Annotated in this window: 24 protein-coding genes; 20 read left to right on the forward strand and 4 right to left on the reverse strand. The window is 58.3% G+C overall.

The window, feature by feature from the left end; all coding sequences use genetic code 11:
- Window positions 1-36 precede the first annotated feature (36 nt).
- Genes tamA through AB8846_RS10030 form a run of 3 tightly spaced genes read left to right on the forward strand, consistent with a single transcriptional unit; the run spans window position 37 to window position 5,890 of the window.
- Window positions 37-1,770: an autotransporter assembly complex protein TamA gene (gene tamA, locus AB8846_RS10020; protein WP_331413606.1), complete on the forward strand. Its 1,734-nt coding sequence runs from the start codon at window positions 37-39 to the stop codon at window positions 1,768-1,770.
- On the forward strand, window positions 1,767-5,543 hold the full coding sequence (gene tamB, locus AB8846_RS10025) for an autotransporter assembly complex protein TamB (protein WP_370732616.1): 3,777 nt from the start codon (window positions 1,767-1,769) through the stop codon (window positions 5,541-5,543). Before tamA ends, tamB begins: the two co-directional genes overlap by 4 nt.
- Before the next feature lie 2 nt (window positions 5,544-5,545).
- Complete coding sequence (locus tag AB8846_RS10030) at window positions 5,546-5,890, forward strand: gamma-glutamylcyclotransferase (RefSeq protein ID WP_010427401.1); 345 nt, start codon at window positions 5,546-5,548, stop codon at window positions 5,888-5,890.
- 164 nt (window positions 5,891-6,054) lie between these two features.
- On the opposite strand, the gene ppa is transcribed toward AB8846_RS10030, so the two are convergent.
- Window positions 6,055-6,585 carry an inorganic diphosphatase gene (gene ppa, locus AB8846_RS10035; RefSeq protein ID WP_010427397.1) on the reverse strand — a complete coding sequence of 177 codons (531 nt, stop codon included), beginning with the start codon at window positions 6,583-6,585 and terminating at the stop codon, window positions 6,055-6,057.
- 309 nt (window positions 6,586-6,894) lie between these two features.
- Here ppa and ytfQ point away from each other — a divergent pair, with 309 nt between their 5' ends.
- The 5 genes from ytfQ to AB8846_RS10060 all read left to right on the forward strand — a co-directional run bounded on the left by ytfQ (window position 6,895) and on the right by AB8846_RS10060 (window position 13,108).
- Window positions 6,895-7,851, forward strand: a complete 957-nt coding sequence (gene ytfQ / locus AB8846_RS10040) for a galactofuranose ABC transporter substrate-binding protein YtfQ (RefSeq protein WP_045402315.1) — start codon at window positions 6,895-6,897, stop codon at window positions 7,849-7,851.
- Between the two features lie 65 nt (window positions 7,852-7,916).
- Complete coding sequence (gene ytfR / locus AB8846_RS10045) at window positions 7,917-9,419, forward strand: galactofuranose ABC transporter, ATP-binding protein YtfR (protein ID WP_063144063.1); 1,503 nt, start codon at window positions 7,917-7,919, stop codon at window positions 9,417-9,419.
- A gap of 10 nt (window positions 9,420-9,429) precedes the next feature.
- A complete protein-coding gene (gene ytfT, locus AB8846_RS10050; RefSeq protein ID WP_370732617.1) occupies window positions 9,430-10,455 on the forward strand; it encodes a galactofuranose ABC transporter, ATP-binding protein YtfT in 1,026 nt (341 codons plus the stop codon).
- On the forward strand, window positions 10,442-11,443 hold the full coding sequence (gene yjfF / locus AB8846_RS10055; protein WP_023334296.1) for a galactofuranose ABC transporter, permease protein YjfF: 1,002 nt from the start codon (window positions 10,442-10,444) through the stop codon (window positions 11,441-11,443). The genes ytfT and yjfF overlap by 14 nt, the downstream gene beginning before the upstream one ends.
- 93 nt (window positions 11,444-11,536) lie before the next feature.
- The gene (locus AB8846_RS10060; RefSeq protein WP_331413601.1) at window positions 11,537-13,108 is read left to right on the forward strand and encodes a methyl-accepting chemotaxis protein; all 1,572 of its coding nucleotides are present in this window, start codon (window positions 11,537-11,539) and stop codon (window positions 13,106-13,108) included.
- Here the strand turns inward: AB8846_RS10060 and AB8846_RS10065 are convergent.
- Together AB8846_RS10065 and fbp are read right to left on the reverse strand one after the other, a co-directional pair.
- On the reverse strand, window positions 13,080-13,436 hold the full coding sequence (locus AB8846_RS10065) for a LysR family transcriptional regulator (RefSeq protein WP_370732618.1): 357 nt from the start codon (window positions 13,434-13,436) through the stop codon (window positions 13,080-13,082). The genes AB8846_RS10060 and AB8846_RS10065 overlap by 29 nt on opposite strands.
- Window positions 13,437-13,586: 150 nt before the next feature.
- Window positions 13,587-14,585, reverse strand: coding sequence for a class 1 fructose-bisphosphatase (gene fbp / locus AB8846_RS10070; protein WP_023310178.1), 999 nt, complete (start codon window positions 14,583-14,585; stop codon window positions 13,587-13,589).
- Window positions 14,586-14,782: 197 nt separating this feature from the next.
- On the opposite strand from fbp, the gene mpl reads away from it, so the two are divergent.
- Window positions 14,783-16,162: a UDP-N-acetylmuramate:L-alanyl-gamma-D-glutamyl-meso-diaminopimelate ligase gene (gene mpl, locus AB8846_RS10075; protein WP_063144059.1), complete on the forward strand. Its 1,380-nt coding sequence runs from the start codon at window positions 14,783-14,785 to the stop codon at window positions 16,160-16,162.
- 102 nt (window positions 16,163-16,264) lie between these two features.
- Here the strand turns inward: mpl and yjgA are convergent, their stop codons facing one another.
- Window positions 16,265-16,816, reverse strand: coding sequence for a ribosome biogenesis factor YjgA (yjgA, locus tag AB8846_RS10080; protein ID WP_063144058.1), 552 nt, complete (start codon window positions 16,814-16,816; stop codon window positions 16,265-16,267).
- Window positions 16,817-16,910: 94 nt separating this feature from the next.
- Between yjgA and pmbA the strand changes: the two genes are divergently transcribed.
- The 11 genes from pmbA to AB8846_RS10135 all read left to right on the forward strand — a co-directional run bounded on the left by pmbA (window position 16,911) and on the right by AB8846_RS10135 (window position 25,742).
- Window positions 16,911-18,263: a metalloprotease PmbA gene (pmbA, locus tag AB8846_RS10085; RefSeq protein WP_370732619.1), complete on the forward strand. Its 1,353-nt coding sequence runs from the start codon at window positions 16,911-16,913 to the stop codon at window positions 18,261-18,263.
- A gap of 41 nt (window positions 18,264-18,304) precedes the next feature.
- Window positions 18,305-18,691, forward strand: coding sequence for a cytochrome b562 (gene cybC, locus AB8846_RS10090; protein ID WP_032651443.1), 387 nt, complete (start codon window positions 18,305-18,307; stop codon window positions 18,689-18,691).
- Between the two features lie 316 nt (window positions 18,692-19,007).
- Window positions 19,008-19,346, forward strand: coding sequence for a glycine dehydrogenase (locus AB8846_RS10095; protein ID WP_025911967.1), 339 nt, complete (start codon window positions 19,008-19,010; stop codon window positions 19,344-19,346).
- A 10-nt stretch (window positions 19,347-19,356) separates the two neighbouring features.
- Window positions 19,357-19,719 (forward strand): SFCGS family glycine-rich protein, encoded by a 363-nt coding sequence (locus tag AB8846_RS10100; protein WP_010427372.1) that lies wholly within the window; start codon window positions 19,357-19,359, stop codon window positions 19,717-19,719.
- A gap of 2 nt (window positions 19,720-19,721) precedes the next feature.
- A complete protein-coding gene (locus AB8846_RS10105) occupies window positions 19,722-20,021 on the forward strand; it encodes a DUF4312 family protein (protein WP_006810338.1) in 300 nt (99 codons plus the stop codon).
- A 22-nt stretch (window positions 20,022-20,043) separates the two neighbouring features.
- A complete protein-coding gene (locus AB8846_RS10110) occupies window positions 20,044-20,820 on the forward strand; it encodes a DUF4311 domain-containing protein (RefSeq protein WP_063144056.1) in 777 nt (258 codons plus the stop codon).
- A gap of 13 nt (window positions 20,821-20,833) precedes the next feature.
- Window positions 20,834-21,475, forward strand: a complete 642-nt coding sequence (locus tag AB8846_RS10115; protein ID WP_010427370.1) for a DUF4310 family protein — start codon at window positions 20,834-20,836, stop codon at window positions 21,473-21,475.
- A gap of 42 nt (window positions 21,476-21,517) precedes the next feature.
- Window positions 21,518-22,651 carry an amidohydrolase/deacetylase family metallohydrolase gene (locus AB8846_RS10120; protein ID WP_063144055.1) on the forward strand — a complete coding sequence of 378 codons (1,134 nt, stop codon included), beginning with the start codon at window positions 21,518-21,520 and terminating at the stop codon, window positions 22,649-22,651.
- Window positions 22,635-23,753 carry a DgaE family pyridoxal phosphate-dependent ammonia lyase gene (locus AB8846_RS10125; RefSeq protein WP_370732620.1) on the forward strand — a complete coding sequence of 373 codons (1,119 nt, stop codon included), beginning with the start codon at window positions 22,635-22,637 and terminating at the stop codon, window positions 23,751-23,753. The genes AB8846_RS10120 and AB8846_RS10125 overlap by 17 nt, the downstream gene beginning before the upstream one ends.
- Window positions 23,750-24,490 carry a KDGP aldolase family protein gene (locus AB8846_RS10130; protein WP_063144053.1) on the forward strand — a complete coding sequence of 247 codons (741 nt, stop codon included), beginning with the start codon at window positions 23,750-23,752 and terminating at the stop codon, window positions 24,488-24,490. The genes AB8846_RS10125 and AB8846_RS10130 overlap by 4 nt, the downstream gene beginning before the upstream one ends.
- Window positions 24,491-24,605: 115 nt before the next feature.
- Complete coding sequence (locus AB8846_RS10135; protein WP_370732621.1) at window positions 24,606-25,742, forward strand: lactonase family protein; 1,137 nt, start codon at window positions 24,606-24,608, stop codon at window positions 25,740-25,742.
- The last annotated feature ends 16 nt before the right edge of the window (window positions 25,743-25,758 follow it).

Here is a 25,758-nt window from a genome sequence, read left to right on the forward strand (position 1 = left end):
CTTCCAGGGTGGAAACAGGGATATTCAGGAGAAAACGTGACAAAAATCCGCCAGTTATGTTTGGTCAGTTTGTTGCTGACAAGCGGGATTGCCAGCGCGGCGAATGTCCGTTTGCAGGTTGAGGGGTTATCCGGGGCGCTTGAAAAAAACGTGCGTGCGCAGCTGTCGACCATCCAGAGTGATGAGGTGACGCCGGACCGGCGTTTTCGCGCGCGCGTCGATGACGCCATCCGTGAAGGGCTAAAAGCGCTGGGGTATTACGAACCCACCATTGATTTCGATCTCCGTCCGCCGCCAAAGAAGGGGCGCCAGGTGCTTATTGCCCGCGTTTCGCCGGGTGAGCCGGTACTGATTGGCGGTACGAACGTCATCCTGCGCGGCGGGGCGCGTACCGACCGGGATTACCTGGACCTGCTCAGCACGCGGCCAAAAGTCGGTACCGTGCTTAACCACGGCGACTACGACCATTTCAAAAAAGAGCTGACGAGCGTTTCCCTGCGTAAGGGCTACTTCGACAGCCAGTTCAATAAAAGCCAGCTGGGCATTGCGCTGGAGCGACGTCAGGCCTTCTGGGATATCGACTACGACAGCGGGGAACGCTACCGCTTTGGCGATGTGACGTTTGAAGGTTCGCAAATTCGTGAAGAGTATCTGCAAAACCTCGTGCCGTTCAAAAAAGGGGATTACTACCAGTCGAGGGACCTGGCGGAACTGAACCGTCGTCTTTCCGCTACCGGCTGGTTTAACTCCGTGGTTGTCGCACCGGAATTTGAGAAGTCTCGCAAAACCAAGGTGTTGCCGCTGCATGGCGTTGTCTCGCCGCGCACCGAGAACACCATTGAGACCGGTGTTGGCTACTCGACGGATGTCGGACCACGCGTGAAAACCTCGTGGAAAAAGCCGTGGATGAACTCGTACGGTCACAGCCTGACCACCAGCCTGAGCCTCTCTGCGCCCGAGCAGCAGCTGGATTTCAGCTACAAAATGCCGCTGCTGAAAAATCCGCTTGAGCAATATTACCTTCTGCAGGGCGGTTTTAAGCGCACCGATTTGAACGACACCAAGCAGGACTCTACGACGCTTGCGGTCTCCCGCTTCTGGGATCTCTCCAGCGGCTGGCAGCGCGCCATTAACCTGCGCTGGAGCCTGGACCACTTTACCCAGGCCAACGTCACCAACACCACCATGCTGCTTTATCCGGGCGTGATGATCAGCCGTACCCGCTCGCGTGGGGGCCTGATGCCGACCTGGGGCGACTCGCAGCGCTACTCCATCGACTATTCCAACTCCGCCTGGGGCTCCGACGTGGACTTCTCCGTCCTGCAGGCGCAAAACGTCTGGATCCGCACGCTGTATGACAAACACCGCTTTGTGATGCGCGGCAATCTCGGCTGGATTGAAACGGGAGACTTCGAGCGCGTTCCGCCGGATCTGCGCTTCTTCGCCGGGGGCGACCGCAGCATTCGTGGGTATAAGTACAAATCGATCTCGCCTGAGAACGAAAAGGGCCAGCTAACCGGTGCGTCAAAACTGGCGACGGGGTCGCTGGAGTATCAGTACAACGTCAGCGGAAAGTGGTGGGGCGCCATGTTTGTTGACGGCGGTGAAGCGGTGAACGATATCCGCCGCAGCGACTTTAAAACCGGCGCGGGCGTGGGCGTACGCTGGCAGTCACCCGTCGGGCCCATCAAGCTCGATTTCGCCGTGCCTGTCGGCGACAAAGAAGAACACGGATTACAGTTTTACATCGGTCTGGGGCCTGAATTATGAGTTTATGGAAGAAGATAAGCCTCGGGGTGCTGATTTTTATCGTGCTGCTGCTCGGTACGGTGGCGTTTCTGGTGGGAACGACGACCGGGCTGCATCTGCTGTTTAACGCTGCGAACCGCTGGGTGCCGGGGCTGGAGATTGGTCAGGTAACGGGCGGCTGGCGCGATCTGCGTCTGAAGAACATCCGCTACGAGCAGCCGGGCGTGGCGGTGAACGCCGGGGAGTTCCATCTCGCGGTGAAGCTGGGCTGTCTGCGTGACAGCAAGCTCTGCGTCAACGATCTGTCCCTTAAAGACGTTAACGTGGCGATAGATTCGAAAAAAATGCCGAAGTCTGCGCCGGTCGAGGAGGAGGACAGCGGCCCGCTGAATCTCTCCACCCCGTACCCGATCGCGCTCTATCGGGTGGCGCTGGATAACGTCAATATCAAAATCGACGACACCACCGTTTCGGTGATGGATTTCACCTCCGGCCTGCGCTGGCAGGAGAAAAACCTGACCCTGACGCCGACGTCCCTGCAGGGCCTGCTGATCGCGCTGCCGAAAGTGGCGGACGTGGCGCAGGAGGAGATCGTCGAGCCGAAGATCCAGAACCCGCAGCCGGAAGAGAAGCCGCTGGGCGAAACGCTGAAAGATCTCTTCTCGAAGCCTGTCCTGCCGGAGATGACCGACGTTCACTTGCCGCTGAACCTCAACATCGAGGAGTTCAAAGGCGAGCAGCTGCGCCTGACCGGCGATACCGATCTGACGGTCTACACCATGCTGCTGAAGGTCAGCAGCATTGACGGCAACATGAAGCTCGACGCGCTGGATATCAACACCAACCAGGGCTCGGTGAACGCGTCAGGGAACGCGCTGCTGCGCGACAGCTGGCCGGTGGATATCACCCTCAACAGCGCGCTCAACATCGATCCGCTGAAAGGCGAAAAGGTGAAGGTCAAAGTGGGCGGGGCGCTGCGCGAGAAGCTGGACGTCGGGGTCAATCTCTCCGGCCCGGTGGACATGGTCCTGCGCGCGCAAGCGCAGCTGGCGGAAGCCGGGCTGCCGCTCAATCTGGAGGTTGTCAGCAAGCAGCTTGCCTGGCCGTTCACCGGCGAAAAGCAGTTCCAGGCCGATGACCTGAAGCTGAAGCTGAGCGGCAAGATGACCGACTACACGCTCTCGTTCCGCACCGCGGTGAAGGGGCAGGGCGTGCCGCCCGCAAACATCACGCTGGATGCGAAGGGCAACGAGCAGCAGGTCAACCTCGACAAGCTGACCGTCGCGGCGCTGGAGGGCAAAACCGAGCTGACCGCGCTGCTCGACTGGCAGCAGGCGATCAGCTGGCGCGGCGAGCTGAAGCTGACGGGGATTAATACCGCCAAAGAGGTGCCGGACTGGCCGTCAAAACTGGATGGCCTGATCAAAACCCGCGGCAGCCTGTACGGCGGTACGTGGCAGATGGACGTGCCGGAAATTAAGCTCACCGGGAACGTGAAGCAGAACAAGGTTAACGTTGAAGGCTCGGTGAAAGGCAACAGCTATCTGCAGTGGATTATCCCGGGACTGCACGTGGCGCTGGGCCGCAACACGGCGGATATCAAAGGCGAGCTGGGGGTGAAAGATCTCAATCTGGACGCCACCATCGACGCGCCGAATCTGGATAACGCTCTGCCGGGCCTGGGCGGCACGGCGAAAGGTCTCGTGAAAGTGCGCGGCACGGTCGACGCGCCGCAGCTGCTGGCGGACATTACCGCCAATAACCTGCGCTGGCAGGAGCTGAGCGTTGCCCGCGTCCGCGTGGAGGGGGATGTGAAATCCACCGATCAGATTGGCGGTAACCTGAACCTGCGCGTGGAGCGTATTTCTCAGCCGGACGTGAACATTAACCTGGTCACCCTGGACGCCAAAGGGAACGAGAAGCAGCACGATCTCCAGCTGCGCGTGCAGGGCGAGCCGGTCTCCGGCCAGCTTCACCTGACCGGCAGCTTCGACCGCAAGGAAGAACGCTGGAAAGGAACGCTGGACAACACCCGCTTCAACACCCCGGTCGGGCCGCTGGCGCTGTCGCGCTCCATTGCGCTGGACTACCGCAACGCCGAGCAGAAGATCAGCATTGGGCCACACTGCTGGACCAACCCGAATGCGGAGCTGTGCGTGCCGCAGACCATTGATGCGGGCGCGGAAGGGCGCGCGCAGATTAACCTCAACCGCTTCGATCTGGCGATGCTGAAGCCGTTTATGCCGGACACGACCCAGGCCAGCGGCGTCTTCAGCGGGAAGGCCGATGTGGCCTGGGATACTACCAAAGAGGGGCTGCCGCAGGGCAGCGTCACGCTGTCCGGGCGTAACGTGAAGGTGACGCAGGAGGTCAACGACGCCCCGCTTCCGGTGGCATTCGACACCCTGAACCTGAGTGCCGATCTGCATGACAATCGCGCACAGCTGGGGTGGACAATCCGCCTGACCAACAACGGTCAGCTGGACGGGCAGCTCCAGATTACCGATCCGCAGGGACGGCGTAATCTGGGCGGCAACGTCAATATTCGTAACTTCAACCTGGCGATGGTGAACCCGATTTTCGCACGCGGGGAAAAAGCCGAGGGCATGCTGAACGCTAACCTGCGTCTGGCCGGCAACGCGCAAAGCCCGCAGCTGTTCGGCCAGCTGCGTCTCAGCGGTGTGGATATCGACGGCAACTTCATGCCGTTCGACATGCAGCCCAGCCAGATTGCGATGAACTTCAACGGTATGAGTTCAACGCTGAGCGGCTCGGTGCTCACCCAGCAGGGGCAAATCAACCTGAGCGGCGACGCGGACTGGAGCCAGATCGATAACTGGCGCGCCCGCATCGCGGCGAAGGGGAGCCGGGTACGCATCACCGTACCGCCAATGGTGCGCCTGGACGTCTCGCCAGACGTGGTCTTTGAGGCGACGCCAAGCCTCTTCACGCTTGACGGACGCGTCGACGTGCCCTGGGCGCGCATCGTGGTTCACGACGTGCCGGAAAGTGCGGTCGGCGTCTCAAGTGATGAAGTTATGCTCAATGAAAATCTGAAACCTGTCGAACAGAAGAGCGCTGGCATACCGATTAATAGTAACCTTATCGTGCACGTGGGGAATAACGTGCGGTTGGATGCGTTTGGGCTGAAGGCGAGGCTCACGGGCGACCTGAAGGTGGCGCAGGATAAACAAGGGCTTGGCCTGAACGGGCAGATCACGATTCCTCAAGGGCGTTTCCACGCCTATGGTCAGGATCTGATTGTCCGCAAAGGCGAGCTGCTGTTCTCCGGTCCACCGGATCAGCCACTGTTGAACATCGAAGCGATTCGTAACCCGGAAGCGACGGAAGACGACGTCATTGCCGGCGTTCGCGTCACCGGTTCTGCTGACGAACCGAAGGCGGAGATCTTCTCTGACCCGGCGATGTCGCAGCAGGAAGCTCTCTCTTATCTGCTGCGTGGACAAGGTCTGAATAGCGGACAAAGCGACAGCGCGGCGATGACCTCGATGTTAGTGGGTCTGGGGGTTGCACAAAGTGGGCAGGTTGTGGGTAAAATCGGCGAGACGTTCGGCGTAAGCAATCTGGCGCTGGACACCGAGGGCGTGGGTGACTCTTCGCAGGTGGTGGTCAGCGGATATGTGCTGCCGGGTCTGCAGGTAAAATATGGTGTGGGGATCTTTGACTCACTGGCAACACTCACGTTACGCTATCGCCTGATGCCTAAGCTATATCTGGAAGCAGTGTCCGGCGTAGACCAGGCACTTGATCTGCTCTATCAGTTTGAGTTTTAGCAATGCGAATATTTGTGTACGGCAGTTTACGAACCAAGCAAGGCAACAGTCACTGGATGACCAATGCCCTGCTGCTGGGGAATTACAATATCGAGAACTACCAATTGTACAGTCTGGGCCACTATCCAGGCGCGGTTCCGGGGGAAGGAACAGTACAGGGTGAAGTTTATCGTATTGACAATGCTACGCTTGCCGAACTTGATGCCTTGCGCACCAGGGGCGGTGAATACGCTCGCCAGTTGATCCAGACGCCATACGGAAGTGCGTGGATGTACGTTTATCAGCGTCCTGTTGATGGGCTAACGCGGATTGAAAGCGGTAACTGGTTAGACAGAGACCAGTACTGATAAAAAACAACGCCACCGTAAGGTGGCGTTGTTTTTTTGCGCCTCTTGCCGGGTGGCGCTGCGCTTACCCGGCCTACATGTTCATCGCAGGCCGTGCAAGCGTAGCGCCGTCCAGCCACAAAAAAGCCCCGACTCGCGGGGCTTTTTTTGATCGGCAGTAAGAATTACTTCTTAGCAGCGCGTTCGAAAGAGGCGATGATTTCTGCTTTCGCCGCTTCTGCGTTGTCCCAGCCGTCAACTTTAACCCACTTGCCTTTTTCGAGGTCTTTGTAGTGCTCGAAGAAGTGAGTGATCTGCGCTTTCAGCAGCTCTGGCAGGTCGTTCACATCTTTGATGTGATCGTATTCTTTGCTCAGCTTGGTGTGCGGAACCGCAACCAGCTTCGCATCTTCACCGGATTCGTCGGTCATTTTCAGCACGCCAACTGGACGGCAGCGAATGACGGAGCCTGGCTCCAGTGGGTATGGCGTTGGGACCAGCACGTCAACCGGGTCACCGTCCAGAGACAGGGTGTGGTTGATGTAGCCGTAGTTGCACGGATAGAACATCGCGGTAGACATGAAACGGTCTACGAACAGGGCGCCGCTCTCTTTGTCCACTTCGTATTTGATCGGATCTGCGTTAGCCGGGATTTCGATAACTACGTAGATGTCTTCTGGCAGTTCTTTACCCGCTGGGACGTTGAGTAAGCTCATGTCGGTGTCCTTTAAAATGGATGGTAAACAAGTGGCAGGTATTATAGCCAACTCGCGCTGAATGTCTCCGCCTGTTTTCGCTTTCTCTCCCCGCTTTCACCACTTTTCAGACCGATTCCATGACAGGAAAATCCATAAACGCAGCCGCATTTTTCATGGCGAAATGAAAGCGATTACAAACTTGTGATTAACGTTTTATTCACTTTTCTGAAGTGTGATGTAACGCAATTCGTTACATATTTCATGGGCTATAGTCATTCCGCAGAACATCTTTTAACCAACAATAACTCACCCTACGAGGACGTTCATATGTGGAAGCGCTTACTCCTGGTCACAGCAGTTTCGGCAGCCATGTCGTCTATGGCGATGGCCGCTCCCTTAACCGTAGGTTTTTCGCAAGTCGGCTCTGAATCTGGCTGGCGAGCGGCAGAAACCAACGTGGCGAAAAGCGAGGCTCAGAAACGCGGCATTACCCTGAAAATCGCCGATGGTCAGCAAAAACAAGAGAATCAGATCAAAGCCGTGCGCTCCTTTATCGCCCAGGGCGTGGATGCCATCTTTATTGCACCCGTCGTGGCGACCGGCTGGGAACCCGTCCTGAAGGAAGCGAAAGACGCTGAGATCCCGGTCTTCCTGCTCGACCGTTCCATCGACGTCAAAGACAAATCCCTCTATATGACCACCGTTACCGCCAACAACGTGCTTGAAGGGCAATTGATTGGCGACTGGCTGGTGAAGCAGGTCGACGGCAAGCCGTGTAACGTCGTTGAGCTGCAGGGGACCGTCGGCGCGAGCGTGGCCATCGACCGTAAAAAAGGCTTTGCTGAAGCCATCGCGAAAGCGCCAAACATCAAGATTATCCGCTCTCAGTCCGGCGACTTTACGCGCAGTAAAGGTAAAGAGGTTATGGAGAGCTTCATTAAGGCTGAAAACAACGGCAAGAACATCTGCATGGTTTACGCCCACAACGATGACATGGCGATCGGTGCGATTCAGGCGATTAAAGAAGCGGGGCTGAAGCCGGGCAAAGATATCCTCACCGGATCTATCGACGGCGTGCCGGACATCTACAAAGCGATGATCGACGGCGAAGCCAACGCCAGCGTGGAGCTGACGCCGAACATGGCGGGCCCGGCTTTCGACGCGCTGGAGAAATTCAAGAAAGACGGCACGATGCCTGAGAAGGTGACGGTCACCAAGTCCACGCTCTACCTGCCTGACACGGCGAAAGAAGAGTTAGAGAAGAAGAAAAATATGGGCTACTGATCCAGTGAAATTGCCGGGTGGCGCTGCGCTTACCCGGCCTACGGGAACGTGCCGGGGACGTAAATATGAAAACTGAACAACACCAGGAAATCCTCCGCACAGAGGGCTTGAGTAAATTCTTTCCCGGCGTAAAGGCGCTGGATAGCGTTGATTTCAGCCTCCGGCGCGGTGAGATTATGGCGCTGCTGGGCGAGAACGGCGCGGGAAAATCGACGCTGATTAAAGCCCTGACCGGCGTTTATCACGCCGATCGCGGTACCATCTGGCTGGAAGGCAGTGCCATTTCGCCAAAAAATACCGCCCATGCCCAACAGCTGGGGATTGGGACGGTGTACCAGGAAGTGAACCTGCTGCCGAATATGTCGGTGGCGGATAACCTGTTTATTGGCCGCGAGCCACGACGCTTTGGCCTGCTGCGCCGCAAAGAGATGGAGGCGCGGGCGACAAAGCTGATGGAATCGTACGGCTTCTCCCTCGACGTCCGCGAGCCGCTGAACCGCTTTTCCGTGGCGATGCAGCAGATCGTCGCCATTTGTCGCGCGATCGATCTCTCCGCGAAGGTACTTATCCTCGACGAACCCACCGCCAGCCTCGATACCCAGGAAGTAGAAATGCTCTTTACCCTGATGCGCCAGCTGCGCGATCGGGGCGTGAGCCTTATCTTCGTTACGCACTTCCTCGATCAGGTCTACGAGGTGAGCGATCGCATTACGGTGCTGCGCAACGGCAGCTTTGTCGGCTGCCGCGAAACCCGCGAGCTGCCGCAGATCGAGCTGGTCAAAATGATGCTGGGCCGTGAGCTGGAAACTAACGCCCTTCAGCGCGCAGGGCGCACGCTGCTGAGCGAGAAACCGGTCGCCGCCTTCAGCGATTACGGCAGGAAAGGGGTGATCTCGCCGTTTAACCTTGAGGTTCGCCCGGGCGAAATTGTCGGGCTGGCGGGCCTGCTGGGCTCCGGCCGGACCGAAACCGCCGAGGTGATCTTCGGGATCAAGCCGGCGGACAGCGGCAGCGCGCTGATCAAGGGCAAACCGCAAACCCTGCGATCGCCGCATCAGGCCTCCTGTCTTGGCGTCGGCTTCTGCCCGGAAGACCGAAAAACGGACGGTATTATTGCCGCGGCCTCGGTGCGGGAAAATATCATTCTGGCGCTACAGGCGCAGCGCGGCTGGTTAAGGCCTATCCCACGAAAAGAGCAGAACGCCATAGCCGAGCGCTTCATCCGCCAGCTCGGCATCCGCACCCCGAGCGCGGAACAACCTATCGAGTTTCTTTCCGGCGGCAACCAGCAGAAGGTTCTCCTCTCGCGCTGGCTGCTGACCAAACCCCAGTTCCTGATCCTCGACGAACCAACCCGCGGCATTGACGTCGGTGCGCACGCTGAAATTATCCGGCTTATCGAAACGCTGTGCGCGGACGGTCTGGCGCTGCTGGTCATTTCGTCCGAGCTGGAAGAGCTGGTGGGCTATGCCGATCGCGTCATCATCATGCGCGATCGCAAACAGGTGGCAGAGATCCCGCTGGATAAGCTGTCCGTTCCGGCAATCATGAATGCCATCGCGGCATAAGGAGTGAATCGTGATGCCCCGTTCACTTTCGCAAACCGGTGAGTCAAAGCGCCGCTTCAGCTGGCCGACCGGCACGCCGCAAATCGCGGCGCTGCTGGTGGTACTGCTGGTGGATAGCCTGGTCGCGCCGCATTTCTTCCAGATTATCGTGCAGGATGGCCGCCTGTTTGGCAGCCCGATAGATATTTTAAACCGTGCCGCACCCGTGGCGCTGCTGGCCATCGGGATGACGCTGGTCATCGCCACCGGCGGGATTGACCTCTCCGTCGGCGCGGTGATGGCTATCGCCGGGGCTACGGCCGCCTCCATGACCGTGTCCGGACACAGCCTGCCGGTGGTCCTGCTGGCGGCCTTGGGTACCGGCGTGCTGGCCGGATTATGGAACGGCATTCTGGTGGCGGTGCTGAAAATTCAGCCCTTTGTCGCCACCCTGATTTTAATGGTGGCCGGGCGCGGCGTGGCGCAGCTGATTACCTCCGGGCAGATTGTCACCTTTAACTCCCCGAGCCTGGCGTGGCTCGGTAGCGGCAACCTTCTGTTCTTCCCGACGCCGGTGATTATTGCCCTGGTCACGCTCGTTGTCTTCTGGCTCTTCACCCGCAAAACGGCGCTGGGGATGTTCATTGAAGCCGTCGGGATCAACATCCGCGCCGCGCGCAACGCCGGGGTCAACACCCGGCTGATGGTGATGCTGACCTACGTGCTGAGCGGCGTGTGCGCCGCCATCGCCGGGGTCATCGTCGCGGCGGATATTCGCGGGGCCGACGCCAACAACGCGGGACTCTGGCTTGAGCTGGACGCGATCCTCGCGGTGGTGATCGGTGGCGGATCGCTGATGGGCGGGCGCTTTAACCTGCTGCTCTCGGTGATAGGCGCGCTGATCATTCAGGGCATGAACACCGGGATCCTGCTTTCGGGATTCCAGCCGGAGCTCAACCAGGTGGTGAAAGCGGTGGTCGTGCTCTGCGTGCTGATCGTCCAGTCGCCGCGCTTTGTCAGCATCATTAAGGGGATCCGTGGCCATGATAAAACGTAATTTACCGCTAATGATCACGCTGGGCGTGTTTGTGCTGGGCTATCTCTACTGTCTGACGCAGTTCCCCGGTTTTGCCTCGACGCGCGTGATCTGCAATATCCTGACCGATAACGCCTTTTTAGGCATCATCGCCGTCGGGATGACCTTTGTGATCCTCTCCGGCGGGATCGATCTCTCCGTCGGGTCGGTGATCGCGTTTACGGGCGTGTTCCTCGCGAAGGCGATCGGCTTCTGGGGGATCTCTCCGCTGGTGGCGTTTCCGCTGGTGCTGGCGATGGGCTGCGCGTTTGGCGCCTTTATGGGGCTGCTGATCGACGCGCTGAAAATCCCGGCGTTTATCATTACCCTCGCGGGAATGTTCTTCCTCCGTGGGGTGAGCTATCTGGTGTCGGAGGAGTCGATTCCGATTAACCACCCCATCTACGACACGCTCTCAAGCCTGGCGTGGAAAATTCCCGGCGGCGGCCGCCTGAGCGCGATGGGGCTGCTGATGCTGGGCGTGGTAGTGATTGGCATCTTCCTCGCCCATCGTACCCGGTTTGGCAATCAGGTGTACGCCATCGGCGGTAACGCCACGTCGGCAAACCTGATGGGGATCTCCACCCGCAGCACCACCATCCGTATCTATATGCTCTCAACCGGGCTGGCGACGCTGGCGGGTATCGTCTTCTCGGTGTATACCCAGGCGGGCTACGCGCTGGCAGGGGTAGGGGTCGAGCTGGATGCCATTGCTTCAGTGGTGATTGGCGGCACGCTGCTCAGCGGCGGCGTTGGGACGGTGCTGGGGACGCTGTTCGGCGTGGCGATCCAGGGGCTGATCCAGACCTACATTAACTTCGACGGCACGCTCAGCTCCTGGTGGACGAAAATCGCCATCGGCATTCTGCTGTTTATTTTTATTGCCCTGCAGCGGGGGCTGACGGTGCTCTGGGAGAACCGTCAAAGCTCGCCTGTTACCCGCGTAAACACATCGGTAACAGAGCGATAACACGCTGAATTTGCTTAAAGTCTAAACATTTTCCGGTAGCGGCCGATACTCTTTTTTTATGCCCAGAAATATCTCGCTACCGGAAATAATATCATGCTTAAAACGCTATCGATTCGTACCGGCTTGCTCTCTTTACTGGCCGTTATGACCCTTCTGCTGCTGATTGTCAGCGGCATTGGCATTTATGCCCTCACACAGAGTTCTTCTTCACTGCAGCGTATTAATCACCTTCAGGGTGAGCAGATGGTGCAGCTTAATTCAGGCTATACGCTGATCCTGCGCGCGCGCAATGAGGCGGGCCAGGCCGTCCGCATGATGGAAATCGGCATGCTGGACGATGCGGCCAAAGCGGTAAAAAACATCAATCAGGAAGTTGCCCTGGCCCAGAAAACGCTGAAAGGCGTGATCGACGGCGGCGTGGCTGACGAGCAGGGGCAACAGCTGCTCGATAAAGTGGCGGCCAGCCTGGCGACGTACAGCCAGCAGGGGATCAACCCGATGCTGAAAACCCTGAATGACCAGAGCGCGGACGGATATTACGATCTGCTGGAGAAGACGCTGATTCCGGTGGCGAAGCAGTTTGATAACGATATGCAGGCGTTTCAGAAATGGAGCGAAGCGCGTGGTCAGGCGGAAGTGAGTGCCGTGCAGGCGAGTAAAACCCGCGTACTGATCCTGATTATCGTCGCAGCGCTGCTGACGGCGGGCATTATCGTGCTCGCCTGGCTGGTGCTGCGCCATATGCTGCTCAAGCCACTCTCGGCCTCTATTGCGCAACTGGAGAACGTGGCGGCGGGGGATTTAACCCATACGCTGAATGCCCCCGCGAGCCAGGAGTTTAACCGCCTCAACGCGGTGATAGAGGAGATGCGACAGTCGCTGATGAACTCGGTTATGCGGGTACGCGATGCCAGCGCGCAAATTGACACCGGTAGCCGCGAGCTGACGCTGGGAAACCGCGATCTTGCCGAGCGTACGGAATCCACCGCCACGTCGCTTGAGCAGACGGCGGCCAGCATGGAACAGATCACCGCGACGGTGAAGCTCAACGCCGATAACGCCGAGCAGGCGCACCAGCTGGCGAAGTCGGTGTCCGACACGGCCGATCACGGCAGCGAGATGGTCTGCTACGTGATTGAAAAAATGCGCGATATCTCCGGCAGCTCGGCGCGCATCGCCGACATCCTGAGCGTGATCGACGGTATTGCCTTCCAGACCAATATCCTGGCGCTTAACGCCTCCGTGGAAGCGGCGCGCGCGGGCGAGCAGGGGCGCGGGTTTGCCGTCGTCGCGGGCGAAGTGCGAAACCTCGCCAGCCGCAGCGCCGACGCGGCGAAAGAGATCCGAACGCTTATCAGCGATTCGCAGACCCACGTTAACGAGGGCAGCGATCTGGCCCAGCAGGCTGGCGAAACGATGGATGAGATCGCAACAGAAGTGCTGCGCATGACCAAACTGATGCGTGAAATTGCGACCGCGTCCCAGGAGCAGAGCCGCGGCATTGAGCAGGTGAATATCGCGGTGAACCAGATGGACGAAACCGCGCAGCAGAATGCGGCGCTGGTGCAGCAATCCTCCGCCGCGACCCGCTCCCTTGAGGAGCAGTCGCGTCAGCTGATGGAAGCCATGTCATCATTCAAAGTGACGACTCAGACCGCTGCATAATATTACCCAGCCCCGGTACGTTCTGTGTCGGGGTTTTATTTTTCCCGGAATTAACTGCCCCAATATTATCGTGTATTTCACCCATTAATATTTCCAGCGAGCTGGTTAAGGCTAACGCTTTTTCCGTCGGTTCAAGATATAAACCTTTACGGAAAAATAACGGCTCATCAAAGAGTTGATTAAAACGCTTTAATGCCAGACTCACCGCGGGGCGGGACATCTCCAGACGCAAAGAGGCCTTTGCCATGCTGCCGCAGCGGACGATTTCAATAAATACAGGGATAAGATTTAAATCAATGCCGGTATTAGCACGGGAATAATTTTTCATTGCGATTCTGCTCCACGAAATATCTGTCAAACTGTTATGGAAATAATGCAGGAGCAGTGGTGAATATTAAAGCATGTTTTTTATAAACACTTATACGGTAAAATATATAAATGACCAGGGGAGCCAGAACGGCTCCCCTGAAGAGAGGTATTACGCGTCCGGATACTCACGGATAAAACGTTCAACGTCTTCAACCATGTGGTTGTTACCGACGAAGAATGAACGGCGCTGGTGAAGGCTTTCCGGCACGATATCCAGAATACGCTCTTTACCGTCGCTTGCTTTGCCGCCCGCCTGTTCGGCGAGGAACGCCATCGGGTTGCACTCGTACAGTAGACGCAGCTTCCCGTCCGGGTGGCTGGCGGTGCTTGGGTAGAGGTAGATACCGCCTTTCAGCAGGTTACGGTGGAAATCCGCGACCAGAGAGCCAATATAGCGGGACGTGTAAGGGCGCTGAGTCGCTTTATCTTCTTCCTGGCAGAATTTAATGTACTTCTTCACGCCGTTCGGGAATCGGATGTAGTTGCCTTCGTTGATGGAGTAGGTGTTGCCCTTCTCCGGGAAGCGCATACGTTCCTGGCTCAGGCAGAAAACGCCCAGTGACGGATCGTACGTAAAGGCGTGAACCCCGCACCCGGTGGTATACACCAGCATGGTGGAGGAGCCATAAACGACGTAACCGGCAGCAACCTGATTAATGCCCGGCTGCAGGAAATCTTCTTCGGTCACCGGCGTGCCAACAGGCGTGACGCGGCGGTAGATGGAGAAAATGGTACCGACAGAAACGTTAACGTCGATGTTTGAGGAACCGTCGAGCGGATCCATCAGAACAACGTATTTCGCGTGTTCACACCCTTCGAAAACAACAATCTCATCTTCTTCTTCGGAGGCGATACCCGCAACGATGTCGCGCGCGCGCAGTGCAGCTTTCAATTTTTCATTTGCGAACAGATCGAGTTTCTGTTGAACCTCGCCCTGAACGTTCTCGGCACCGCTGGCACCCAGGATATCGACCAGACCGGCCTTGTTGATATCACGGTGGATGATCTTAGCGCCCAGCTTTATTGCCGACAGCAAAGCAGTGAGTTCACCGGTAGCATGAGAGAACTCGTGCTGCTTTTCGACAATAAATTCACCTAACGTTTTCATAACACTTTCCCTGCATCTTTGTGAGTAGAGCGATTGTATGTTCACTAAAACGACTAAAGCCCAACAATCTTAACAAATATTCAAATAGTAGCGCAGAGGTGAATCGCGCCAGCAGGATACGGATTTTCCTGAAATGCGTTTCACACCCGCTGACATGTGAGTAAAATGTGCGCCACATTGAAGAAGGATAGTGACGTATGCGCATTCATATATTGGGGATTTGTGGCACTTTCATGGGCGGACTGGCAATGCTGGCGCGCTCGCTGGGCCACGAAGTGACAGGTTCGGACGCCAATGTGTATCCGCCAATGAGCACGCTTCTGGAGAAACAGGGCATCTCGTTAATTCAGGGCTACGATGCCAGCCAGCTGGATCCCGAGCCGGACCTGGTGATCATCGGCAACGCCATGACCCGCGGCAATCCGTGCGTCGAGGCGGTACTGGAACGCAATATTCCGTTCATGTCCGGCCCGCAGTGGCTGCATGACTTCGTCCTGCGTGACCGCTGGGTGGTTGCCGTTGCCGGTACCCATGGCAAAACCACGACCGCGGGCATGGCAACCTGGATCCTCGAAGCCTGCGGCTACAAGCCGGGCTTCGTGATTGGCGGCGTACCGGGTAATTTCGACGTTTCTGCGCGTCTGGGTGACAGCCCGTTCTTTGTGATCGAAGCCGACGAATACGACTGCGCGTTCTTCGACAAGCGCTCCAAGTTCGTGCATTACTGCCCGCGCACGCTGATCCTCAACAACCTTGAGTTCGACCACGCGGATATTTTTGACGACCTGAAAGCGATTCAGAAACAGTTCCACCACCTGGTGCGCATCGTGCCGGGCCAGGGGCGCATCATCCTGCCGGAGAACGATATCAACCTGAAGCAGACTCTGGCGATGGGCTGCTGGAGCGAGCAGGAGCTGGTGGGCGAGCAGGGCCACTGGCAGGCGAAGAAACTCAACGCCGATGCCTCCGAGTGGGAAGTGCTGCTCGACGGTGAAAAGGTGGGTGAGGTGAAGTGGGGCCTGGTGGGCGAGCACAACATGCACAACGGCCTGATGGCCATTGCTGCGGCGCGTCACGTGGGCGTTCTGCCTGCGGATGCGGCCAATGCGCTGGGCTCGTTTATCAATGCCCGCCGCCGTCTGGAACTGCGCGGTGAAGCCCACGGCGTTACCGTGTATGACGATTTCGCGCACCACCCAACGGCTATTCTGGCCACGCTTGCCGCCCTGCGTGGCAAGGTCGGCGGTACTGCCCGCATTCTGGCGGTGCTGGAACCGCGATCGAACACCATGAAGATGGGCATCTGCAAAGACGATCTCGCGCCGTCGTTAGGACGCGCCGACGAGGTCTTCCTGCTGCAGCCGCAGCATATTCCGTGGCAGGTGGCCGAAGTGGCCGATGCCTGCATTCAGCCTGCGCACTGGAGCGCGGATGTGGATGCGCTCGCGGATATGGTGGTGAAAGCCGCTCAGCCCGGTGACCACATTCTGGTGATGAGCAACGGCGGTTTTGGTGGGATCCATCAGAAGCTGCTGGACGGTCTGGCGAAGAAAGCGGAAGCGGCAGCCGCAGAGTAAAAAAAAGCCCGGTGGCGCTGACGCTTACCGGGCCTACATTTTGCACGACCTTGTAGGCCGGATAAGGCGTTTACGCCGCCATCCGGCGCAAAACCGCACGGATTACTCTTCGTTCTCAGACAGCTCGCGCAGATACTGGAAAATCAGGCGCGCAGACTTCGGCGGCTTATTCCCTTCTTTCTCTTTCTTCGCGTTGCGGATCAAGGAACGCAGCTGCTGGCGGTCGGCATCCGGCCACAGGTTCAGCACTTCCGGTACCGCATCATCACCTTGTTCAATCAGACGATCGCGGATCTGCTCAAGCTTGTGGAAAAACGCAACCTGCTGGTTGTGGCGGTTTTTCAGCTTGTCCAGCGCCTGGCGGATCGGTTCAACGTCGCGCTGACGCAGCATTTTCCCGATAAGCTGAAGCTGGCGACGACGGCCTTCTTTTTTGATTTTCTGTGCCAGTTCAATGGCATCACGCAGATCCTGGTCGAGCGGGATCTTGTCCAGCGCGTTTTTACCCAGTTCTACCATTTCTGCGCCAAGCTGTTTTAACTCTTCGGCGTCACGTTTAATTTCACTTTTACTGACCCAGATGATCTCATCATCTTCGTCTTCGATGTCATCACCGGGAACGTCGTCGAGCCAGTCTTCGGGCTGCTTAGTCATGTCAGGCTCCTTAAAAAAGAGGCTAATGTTACCAGTTAAGACGCGCACTGAAAAACGGTTCTCTGTTAGACTTCAGATAACTCTCTCTTACAGTATGGCATTTGCGATGAAAGTAACCTCACAAGTTGAAGCGCAGCGTAAGATTCTTGAAGAAGCCGTCTCCACCGCGCTGATGCTTGCTTCAGAAAAATCAGATGGCGCCGAAGTGGCGGTCAGCAAAACCACCGGCATCAGCGTGAGCACCCGCTATGGTGAAGTGGAGAACGTCGAATTCAACAGCGATGGTGCGCTTGGGATTACGGTGTATCACCAGAATCGCAAAGGCAGCGCGTCATCCACCGATCTTAGCCCGGATGCCATTGCCCGTACGGTGCAGGCGGCGCTGGATATCGCCCGCTATACCTCCCCGGATCCTTACGCGGGCGTGGCGGATAAAGACCTGCTGGCGTTTGACGCGCCGGATCTCGATCTTTTCCACCCGGCGGAAGTGACCCCGGACGAAGCGATCGAACTGGCCGCGCGCGCCGAGCAGGCTTCCCTGCAGGCTGATAAGCGCATCACCAATACCGAAGGCGGCAGCTTCAACAGCCACTACGGCATCAAAGTCTTCGGCAACAGCCACGGGATGCTGCAGGGCTACTGCTCCACCCGCCATTCGCTCTCCAGCTGCGTCATCGCCGAAGAAAACGGTGACATGGAGCGCGACTACGCCTACACCATTGGCCGCGCGCTGGAGGACTTGCAGTCTCCTGAGTGGGTGGGGAAAGAGTGTGCCGAGCGCACGCTGTCTCGCCTGTCGCCGCGCAAACTCTCCACCATGAAGGCTCCGGTCATTTTTGCCAACGAAGTGGCGACCGGCCTGTTTGGCCATCTGGTCGGCGCGATTGCAGGCGGCTCGGTGTACCGTAAATCGACCTTCCTGCTCGACTCGCTGGGCAAGCAGATCCTGCCTGAATGGCTGACCATCGAAGAGCATCCGCACCTGCTGAAAGGGCTGGCCTCCACGCCGTTCGACAGCGAAGGCGTACGCACCGAACGTCGCGATATCATCAAAGACGGTATTCTGACCCAGTGGCTGCTGACCAACTACTCCGCGCGCAAGCTGGGGCTGAAAAGCACCGGACACGCGGGCGGCATCCACAACTGGCGTATTGCCGGACAGGGCCTGAACTTTGAGCAGATGCTGAAAGAGATGGGCACCGGCCTGGTCGTAACGGAACTGATGGGGCAGGGCGTAAGCGGCATTACCGGGGATTATTCTCGCGGTGCGGCGGGCTTCTGGGTAGAAAACGGCGAAATCCAGTATCCGGTGAGCGAGATTACGATTGCCGGCAACCTGAAGGACATGTGGCGCAATATCGTTACGGTCGGTAACGATATTGAAACACGTAGCAATATACAGTGTGGTTCTGTACTTCTGCCGGAAATGAAAATCGCCGGCCAGTAACACCCTTAAAGGCGTTTTAATAATAAAAAAGGAAGTGAGCAATGCGTAAACACCTGTTAGCGATCGTCGCGGCTTCAACGCTGGTTCTTGGATCTTCTGCGTTTGCTGCCGATCTTGAAGACGACATGGGCATCCTCGGTCAAAACCTGAAGGTGGTGCAGAAGACGGACAATGCGGCTGAAATGAAAGACGCGCTGACCAAAATGCGTGAAGCGGCGCTGGACGCGCAAAAAGCGACGCCTCCGAAGCTGGAAAGCAAAGCGGCAGACAGCGCAGAGATGAAAGACTATCGTCACGGCTTTGACGTGCTGGTCGGCCAGATCGACGGCGCGCTGAAGCTGGCTAACGAAGGCAAAGTGAAGGAAGCCCAGGCGGCGGCCGAGCAGTTTGCGACGACCCGCAACACGTATCACCAGAAATACCGTTAACCGATCGCGCATCTGACAAACAATCAGCGGGGGCCAGTGGCCCCCGTTTTTTTTACGCGGTAATAAGTAAACCCTATCGCCATCACATTTTTGCGTCACCACGCCTGAACGTTTTCGTTTCCCCGGCGCGCGTTTTGCCGCTGGAATACGTGATATTCATCACGCAAATACCGTGATTAATCCAGATTCACCGCATTTATGTGGCACAGATCACTGCCGCGGCTCGCCTTTCCACTTCGAAGTGGAAAACAACTCGCTACAAACAATTCCCCCCCAACGTTAGTTTTATTCCAGAGCCATTAACGGGGTAAGACCAGTGATTAACGGAGCGGTAATGAACGACGTTGGGGAACAGGCGGAGCAAACAGAACAGCTCGCGAACACCATGCTGCAGCAGGTTTATGCCCTGCTGGCCCGGAACAACATCATCCCCAATGCGGTACAGGAGCAGATGCTCACTTCCCACGTGCGCGCAATGGCGCACCGGTCCGTGACCGGCGAGCCGCTGCCGGAGGTTGAAGCAGAGCTGTTTGACGAAATTTCACCGGATTCAATGCGGCTCGCCCGTGAAGTGGTCGCGCAGTTTGGCAATCTTCCTGATGAAGAAGCCTGGCTGCTCTCCGTTCACTTTGAAGTCGCGAAAGACAACCTTTAAGGAGCAACACATGGAACAGATTACAGTCGTGATTGGCGATCGCCTGGGTAAAGGTCAGAAAGTGGCTGCCGGTGTGGAAAAAGCAGGTGGGCGCGCGGTGGTTGTGCCGGGCATGGCGGCGGATATGAAGCTGGGCGACATGATGAAGGCGGAGAACGCCACCTTCGGCATCTCCTTCTGCGGCAGCGGCGGCGCGGGTGCCATCACTGCCCAAACTAAATATGGCTACAAGGCCAAATACGGGATGCGTTCCGTGGAAGAGGGCGTGACCGCCATCAACGAAGGCTGCAACGTGCTGGGCTTTGGCTTTATGGATAAAGAAGAGCTGGGCGAGCGTCTGGTACAGGCGTGGCAGAAGAAATACGGCGCATAAGCATGAAAGAACAGTTCACAACCACGGTGAGAGTGAAGGGGAAAGGCGACGCCAAAGCGCGCGCCTTTGCCGACGCGCTCAACCACGTTCAGGCCGCGGTGATGAAAGCCTCACCGCATATCTTACTGCGTATTGAGCCACAGGATGTGCAGGTCGTTCAGGCGCAAGAAGCGGTGCGTAAAGAAGCGTTTCTGTTCTTCTTTCTGCGCCGGGAAAGACGCACCTACAGCGTGGAGCTGGATGTGACCGTCAACGTGACCGCTATCAATCTCGACCAGGTGGATTTCGTCACGCAACGCTGATTATTCATAAAAGGGCAGACTGATGTTCTTAATTATATTAATAAAATCGCTCATCATTGGCGGCCTGGTTGGCGTCGGTGTCGGAGCCGGGGCTGCACGCATGTTTCATGCGCCTACCACACAGGGTATGGGCGCGTTTCGTACGTTGGGGGAGCTGAACTCCTGTGAAGGGGATCCTGCGTCCCACTTCTCCTTTGGGTTAGGTTTCTTCTTTAACGCCTGGGCCTCTTCCGTGGCCGCAGGTGCCTTCACACAGGACGTTGACCACCGCATCATCCCGAACTGGGGTGCTGCTGCACTGATGATCAAAAACCGTAACGTCGGCGAAACGCTGCACGACCCGCGCAAAATGGCAATTGCCTGCGGCGCGATCGGCATGATCGTCGTGACCTTCCTGAACCTGACCGCCTCCTCCGTTCCGGCAGCGCTCCAGGTCACCGCCGTCAAGGTGCTGGTACCGGCGGCTAACCTGCTGGTGAACACCGTCATGCCGGTGATCTTCTGGCTGGCGGCCATCGACGCGGGTAAAAAATCGGGCTTCTGGGCCACCATCTTTGGCGGCGCGGCGCAGCTAATCATGGGCAACGCCGTACCGGGCCTGGTGCTGGGGATCCTGATCGGTAAAGGCGTGGAAGAGAGCGGCTGGAACCACGTCACCAAAGTGATGATGGCGGCGATCGTCCTGCTCTTCGTGCTGAGCGGCTTCTTCCGCGGCTTCGACATGAAGATGATCGAATCCTTCCATCTGACCGTGCCGAACTGGCTCGACATGATCCACAACTCGCTCAGCGGTAAATAACAGGAGCCTCTAAATGGAACAGAATAAAGGTTTTTGGTATGCCGACTGGTCGTTCCCGATCTTCGTTGGCCTGCTCTCCTCCGGCGTCTTCGCCGGGACGCACATGTACTACCTCTACGGCATCGGCGCGTTTAACGAAGTGGCCTTCGTGGCGATGCTGAAAGCGGGGATGGACACCGGCGTATACGGCGCGGTAGCGGCGTTCGGCGCGAGCTTCCTGTTCGCCCGTATTATCGAAGGGTCGCTGGTCGGTATTCTCGATATCGGCGGCGCCATCCAGACCGGCGTGGGCCTCGGCGTTCCGGCGCTGCTGCTGGGCGCGGGCATCATGTTCCCGGTGACCAACTTTATTGCCGCGCTGATTACCGGCCTGGTGATTGGTCTGGCGATTGGCTACGTCATTATTCTTGCGCGTAAGTTCACCATCAACCAGAGCAACTCTACCTACGGTGCAGACGTGATGATGGGCGCAGGTAACGCCTCCGGCCGCTTCCTCGGGCCGTTGATTATCCTCAGCGCCATGACCGCCTCCATTCCTATCGGCGTCGGTTCCCTGCTGGGTGCGCTGGTGTTCTACATCTGGCAAAAGCCGATCACCGGCGGCGCCATTCTCGGTGCAATGCTGTTGGGCTGGCTGTTCCCGGTCGCCCTTTAATACCCGCGGGCGCTCAGGCGCCCGCCTTATCAGGAGATCCTCATGTTTGATTTACTCCTGCGCCGTGCGCGCCTTGCCGACGATACCCTGACCGATATCGCCATTCAGGACGGGAAGATCGCGGCGCTGGGCGACATTGACGCCCCCGCGCATAAAACGGTTGAGCTGAACGGCGACGTGTTCGTCAGCGCAGGCTGGATTGACTCCCACGTTCACTGCTACCCGAACTCCCCGATTTACCACGACGAGCCGGACAGCGTGGGCATTGCCACCGGCGTGACCTCCGTGGTGGACGCGGGCAGCACCGGCGCCGACGACGTGGACGATTTCTACGACATCACCCGCAGGGCCTCTACCGAGGTGTTTGCCCTGCTGAACATCTCTCGCGTGGGGCTGATCGCCCAGAACGAGCTGGCCAACATGGCGAATATTGACGCCGACGCGGTGAAGCAGGCGGTGAAGCGCCACCCTGATTTTATCGTCGGCCTGAAGGCGCGCATGAGCAGCAGCGTGGTCGGTGAAAACGGCATTACGCCGCTGGAGCGCGCGAAAGCCATTCAGAAAGAGAACGGCGACCTGCCGCTGATGGTGCACATTGGCAACAACCCGCCGAACCTCGACGAAATTGCCGAACTGCTGAGTTCCGGCGACATCATCACCCACTGCTACAACGGCAAACCCAACCGCATTCTGACGCCCTCCGGCGAGCTGCGCGCCTCCATCACCTCCGCCCTGAAGCGCGGCGTGCGCCTGGACGTCGGCCACGGTACGGCGAGCTTCAGCTTTGAGGTGGCGAAACGCGCCATCGCGATGGGCATTCTGCCGCACACCATCAGCTCGGATATCTACTGCCGCAACCGCATCAACGGCCCGGTCGGCTCGCTGGCAAGCGTGATGTCGAAATTCCTCGCCATCGGCATGTCGCTGCCGCAGGTGATTGACTGCGTGACCGCGAACGCCGCCGACGGCCTGCGCCTGGCGCGTAAGGGCCGCATTCAGCCGGGTCTCGACGCCGACCTGACGCTATTTACGCTTAAGCGCCAGCCGACGGTGCTGACGGATGCCGAAAACGACAGCCTGCAGGCTGAACACATTCTGGTGCCGCTTGCCGCGATCCGCGCGGGCAAGGGCTACATGACCGAACAAGGGAGCACGGAACATGCCTTCGATTTATGAGAAGTACAACTTAAAGCAGGTGATCAACACCTCTGGCCGCATGACGGCGCTGGGGGTCTCCACGCCGCGCCCGGAAGTGGTTCAGGCGGCAATGGACGGCATGAATCACTATTTCGAGATGAAGGATCTGGTCAACAAAACTGGGGAATACATCGCGAAGCTGCTGGACGTGGAAGGCGCGACGGTAGTTTCCTGCGCGTCGGCGGGCATTGCCCAGTCCGTGGCGGCGGTGCTGGTAAAAGACAGCGACTGGCTGCTGGAAAACCTGCACGTCACCCCGATTGAGAACAACGAAATCGTCCTGCCGAAAGGCCACAACGTGAACTTTGGCGCGCCGGTGGGCACCATGGTGGCGCTGGGCGGCGGCAAGCTGGTGGAGGCGGGCTACGCCAACGAATGCTCTGCCGATCAGCTGGCGGCGGCGATCACCCCTCGCACCGCGGCGATCCTTTACATCAAATCGCACCACTGCGTGCAGAAAAGCATGCTCAGCGTCGAGCAGGCGGCGGTGGTGGCGCGCAAGCACGATCTCCCGCTGATCGTCGATGCGGCGGCGGAAGAAGATCTGCATACCTATTACCGTTCCGGTGCGGATCTGGTGATCTACAGCGGCGCAAAAGCCATTGAAGGGCCAACCAGCGGGCTGGTGATCGGCAAAACCCAGTACGTCGAGTGGGTGAAGCGCCAGACGGCGGGCATTGGCCGCGCGATGAAGGTGGGTAAAGAGGGCATTCTTGGCCTGACCTGCGCCATCGAACACTACCTGACGGCGACCAAAGAGAGCGGAGCCGAGATGGTGGCGAAGATGACGCCGTTTATCGAGGCGCTTAACACCCTGAACGGCGTGACCGCGCGCGTGGTCTGGGACAGCGCCGGTCGCGATATCGCCCGCACCGAGATTAAGTTCGACGAAGCCGCAACCGGCGTCGGCACGGGCGATCTGGTGGCGAAGCTGAAACAGGGCGAATACGCCATTTACTTCCGTGGCTACAAGGCCAACGAAGGGATTATCGAGGCGGACGTGCGCAGCGTGAACGCAGACCAGCTGAACATTGTGTACCGCCGCATTAGCGAAGTATTAGGACAGGAGAAAAAAGCATGAAACTGACCCCCAACTTTTACCGTGACCGCGTCTGCCTGAACGTGCTGGCAGGATCGAAAGCCAACGCCAGCGCCATTTACGAGGCGGCGGAAGGTCACGTGCTGGTGGGCGTGCTCTCCAAAAATTACCCGGACGTGGCGAGCGCCGTCGCCGATATGCGTGAATACGCCGCGCTGATTGATAACGCGCTCTCCGTAGGCCTGGGCGCGGGGGATCCGAACCAGTCGGCGATGGTGAGCGAAATTTCCCGTCAGGTGCAGCCGCAGCACGTCAACCAGGTCTTTACCGGCGTGGCCACCAGCCGCGCGCTGCTGGGGCAGAACGACTCCGTGGTGAACGGCCTGGTCTCTCCGACCGGCACCGTCGGGATGGTCAAGATCTCTACCGGACCGCTGAGCAGCACCGCCCCGGACGGCATCGTACCGGTAGAAACCGCGATTGCCCTGCTGAAAGATTTCGGCGGCAGCTCCATCAAATACTTCCCGATGGGCGGCCTGAAGTGCCGTGACGAGTACAAAGCGGTGGCGGAAGCCTGCGCCCGTCACGACTTCTGGCTGGAGCCGACCGGAGGTATCGATCTGGAAAACTATGAGGAGATCCTGCAGATCGCCCTCGATGCGGGCGTGAGCAAAATCATCCCGCATATCTATAGCTCGATTATCGACAAAGCCAGCGGCGACACGCGCCCGGAAGACGTGCGTACGCTGCTTGCGATGACGAAGAAGCTGGTGAAGTAAAACCTGCCCCTCACCCTAACCCTCTCCCAAAGGGAGAGGGAACCTCTACCCCCTCTCCCTTTGGGAGAGGGCCGGGGTGAGGGGAAACACACCGCACACACCTGAAGGAGCCACCATGCACACCCGTACCCTGCTTGTTGCTTCACTCTCAATGTTCGCCACCGCCGCCATCGCCCAGACGCAGTACGCCTGGGTGGGCACCTACAACCCCAACGGCGAAGGGCTGTACCGCTTTACCGTTGACCCGCAAAGCGGCGCGCTGGGGAATAAAACGCTGGTGAGCAAGCTGCCGAACGCCGCGCAGCTGGCCGTCTCGCACGACGGCAAAACGCTCTATCTGGCAAGCGAAGTCGAGCAGGGCGTGGTGCAGGCGCTGCGGGTGGGGGATAACGGCGCGCTGAGCGAGCTGAATCAGGTGGCCTCCGGCGGCGCGGGGCCGGTTTATCTTTCCCTGACGCCGAACGGTCGCCATCTTCTGGTGGCAAACTACGTCAGCGGATCGATCGCAGTGCTGCCCGTTAACGCAGACGGCAGCCTGGGGGACGCCACGGACACACATCAGGATCAAGGTGAACCGGGCGCGGCGAAGCCGGAAGCGGCAGCGGAGGGCAGCTTTGCCATCAGCGATCATAACGGCCCCCACGCGCACATGATCGCCGCCGATCCGAGCGGGAAATACGTCTTTTCCACCGATCTTGGGCTGGATCGCCTCTACCAGTACCGGTTTGACGATCGAACAGGGAAGCTGACGCCGAACGATCCGCCGTTTATCAGCGCCTCCTCAAAAGGCGCCGGGCCGCGCCACTTTGTCTTTACGCCAAAGGGCGATGCCCTGTGGCTGATTAACGAAGAGGCGTCTACGCTCACCCATTATACCGTGAGCGCCAACGGCACCTTAAAAGAGGGCAAAACGCTTTCCGCCCTGCCGGAAGGTTACAAAGGCACCAGCTTTGCTGCCGGGCTGGCATTAAGCGCCGACGGCAAACAGCTGTATGTGGCTAACCGTTTGCATAACAGCATCGGGCACTTTACCGTAACAGCGGAAGGAACGCTGACCCATCAGGACGATATCTGGACGCGCGGCGACTATCCGCGCACCCTGACGCTCGATAAACAGGGTCGCTGGCTGTACGTCATGAACCAGCGCAGCGACAACATTACCCGTTTCCGCGTCGGTCAGGACGGCAAGCTCAGCTTCGAACCGGACTACACCCCGGTCGGCAGCCCATCCCAGATGGTCATTTCACCTTAAGCCGTAAGAGGACAAA

Origin of the sequence: Enterobacter sp. KB-221C9, from assembly GCF_041320715.1 — a bacterium.
In the GTDB taxonomy this organism is placed as follows: Bacteria; Pseudomonadota; Gammaproteobacteria; order Enterobacterales; family Enterobacteriaceae; genus Enterobacter; species Enterobacter asburiae_D.